At 40.0% G+C, this 2,652-nt stretch carries 4 protein-coding genes; all 4 read right to left on the reverse strand.

Annotated elements, in window-relative coordinates; translation table 11 throughout:
• Positions 1-1,477: ferrous iron transport protein B (gene feoB / locus AB1630_12050; protein MEW6104525.1), on the reverse strand; the 1,477-nt coding region annotated here is incomplete at its 3' end.
• 3 nt (positions 1,478-1,480) lie between these two features.
• Positions 1,481-1,717 carry a FeoA family protein gene (locus AB1630_12055; protein MEW6104526.1) on the reverse strand — a complete coding sequence of 79 codons (237 nt, stop codon included), beginning with the start codon at positions 1,715-1,717 and terminating at the stop codon, positions 1,481-1,483.
• On the reverse strand, positions 1,718-1,951 hold the full coding sequence (locus AB1630_12060) for a ferrous iron transport protein A (protein ID MEW6104527.1): 234 nt from the start codon (positions 1,949-1,951) through the stop codon (positions 1,718-1,720). It lies immediately after the preceding gene.
• A 57-nt stretch (positions 1,952-2,008) separates the two neighbouring features.
• The gene (locus tag AB1630_12065) at positions 2,009-2,449 is read right to left on the reverse strand and encodes a transcriptional repressor (GenBank protein ID MEW6104528.1); all 441 of its coding nucleotides are present in this window, start codon (positions 2,447-2,449) and stop codon (positions 2,009-2,011) included.
• Positions 2,450-2,652 lie beyond the last annotated feature (203 nt).

Consider the following 2,652-nt stretch of genomic DNA (forward strand, 5'->3'; position numbering starts at 1 on the left):
CAAAAGGAGCAGCCTCACCCTTTAATAGATACTTACGGAATACCTTAGCCATTACAATAGCCAGAACTATTCCCAACATATAGATGGAGAATAGAACATTACCGGATGCTCTTTCTTGGAAAAATGCACCAATGAGTAAGGCATAAACGGGAAGCCTTGCGCCGCAGCTCATAAAGGGATTGACTAAGATAGTTACTAATCTATCCTTTCTATCTTCTATGGTGCGGGTTGCCATAATTGCTGGGAGATTACAGCCAAAACCCAATAACATTGGAATAAAACTACGGCCATGCAAGCCAATCTTATGCATAAGTCTGTCCATAATGAAGGCAGCCCTGGCCATATACCCGGAGTCCTCCAATACTGCCATCGCCAAAAATAGCAAAAATATTATCGGCACAAAGACAAGAACACTCCCAACGCCTGCAATTATTCCATCAACAACTAATGATTGAGCTGCGCTAGCTTCCGGCAGCAAGCTACCCAATAGATTCCCTAACCACTCCTGGGAAGCCTCAACCCAGCCCATCAAAGGTTCACTTGCACCAAAGGTAAATTTGAACATAAGCCACATCAGGAAAAGGAAGATAGGAAGACCCAACACCCGATTAATAAGCACCTGATCTATCTTGTCTGAAAGGCTATGCCGCACCTCATAGGTTCTGCTCACTGCCTCACTGCAGGCACCGCTGATAAATCCATATCTTCTATCGGCAATTATTGCCTCAGGGGTATCTCCAAAGATGGCTTTGAGGTGGAGAATACTCTCCTTTAATGTCTTAAGAATCTCTCCAGAGTATGGACTCTCCCCTACCCTTTTCAAAACCTCACTGTCATCCTCTAAGAGCTTCACTGCCAGCCACCTTGAGGAATACTTCTTCATAAGGTCCTTATCTTTTAATAGTATCTGTTCTATCTTTGCGAGCTCTTCCTCTATTTCAGGGCCATACTTTACAGTTGTCTTGGGTAATTCCGTTTTATGCTCAGCTAATTTAACGACCTCATCAAGGAGTTTATCCATTCCTTCTTTCTTAGAAGCCACAGTGAAGACAAGAGGGATTCCTAATAGTTCTTCAAGCCTCTTTTTATCAATCACAAGCCCCTGCCTCTTTGCTAAATCAGACATATTCAAGGCAAAGACTAAGGGGGCGCCTAACTCCATAAACTGGGTGGCAAGATATAGATTTCTCTCTAAATTTGAGGCATCAATGATGTCAATTACCACATCAGGTTTTTCTTCTACCAGGAAATTTCGGGCAACTACTTCGTCAATAGAATAGGCAGTTAGACTATAGGTTCCTGGAAGGTCAACTACATCTATCTCATAATCCTTATACCTCAAGTTTCCCACCTTCTTCTCTACCGTTACCCCTGGGTAATTTCCTACATGCTGGCGTGCCCCGGTTAGGTTATTAAAGACGGTAGATTTACCAGAATTGGGATTACCAGCCAAGGCAATGGTCAATTTTTTAGACATTTTTTATTCCTCCTTTACTAAGATCTTTTGAGTCATACCGTGCCCTAAAACCAATCTTGTATTACCGATAAGAATAATACAAGGGCCAGAACAGTAAGAATGTAGGACTCTAAACTTCATTCCTTCATTTAATCCCATGTCTGTAAGTCTAGCTCTTAAGCCTTTACCGCCATGTATAGCAACTAAGGTTACTTCTTTGCCGGGAGAAATTTGTGATAAAGGCAGAAGAGCTCCTTTCATTTAATCTACCTCTATAAATATGTTAGCTGCTTCCTCTTTGCGAAGGGATAAATGATATCCTTTTATTCTGACCTCCACAGGATCTCCCAAAGGGGCAATTCGTTCCATCTCTATCTCACTTCCTTTGACAATCCCCATATCCAAAATCCGACGATGAATAGAACCAGACCCTGTAACATTTGTAATCTTACCTTTCTGGCCTGGTAAAAGCTCCTTCAAAGGTCTATCAGCCATAATTTAGCCTCCTCTAATTATAATTGAGACGCAATCGCAATTATATTTTAAAAAATTTTAAGTATTGGAATCCTTATTACACATCTTACAATACCCTTTAATGCCTAACCTATGTTCTACAGGTTCAAACCCATACTTTTTGCAAATTTCATCTTGCAATCTTTCAATCTGCTCTTCCTTAAATTCAATGACCTTACCGCATCTTATACAGAGCAGGTGGTCATGATGGTCATGTCCAAAGGTATGTTCATAAGTCGCCCTACCATGGCAATGGAAAGCCTCTTTAACTAGATTACTTTCAACTAATAAAGGAAGGGTTCTATAGATAGTAGCCCTTGAGATACGTTCGTCTCGCTTACGCAAACGATCATAAAGCTCGTCTACATCAAAATGTTTATGGGTGGAGAATACCTCCTCCAAAACAACCCCTCTCTCTTGGGTAAACTTCAACCCCTTCTGTCTTAAATAGTCCTTGAATATCTTTTCTTTGGTCATCATTTTAATCACCAATTGCAATTAAAAATCAATTTCAATATTATGCCACCAATGTATCTTTTTTGTCAAGATCTTTTTTGTTTGAAACTTACCCATATCTTTTTAGCTAAAGAAAGGATTTTTGGGAAAATTAGGGTCTCTTTTTTAAAATTGTGGTTATTTTCTATTGACAGGAAGGCTAATTTTTAGAAATGAAGGGAATAAAT

Source organism: bacterium (assembly GCA_040753555.1).
GTDB lineage: Bacteria > UBA9089 > UBA9088 > UBA9088 > UBA9088 > JBFLYE01.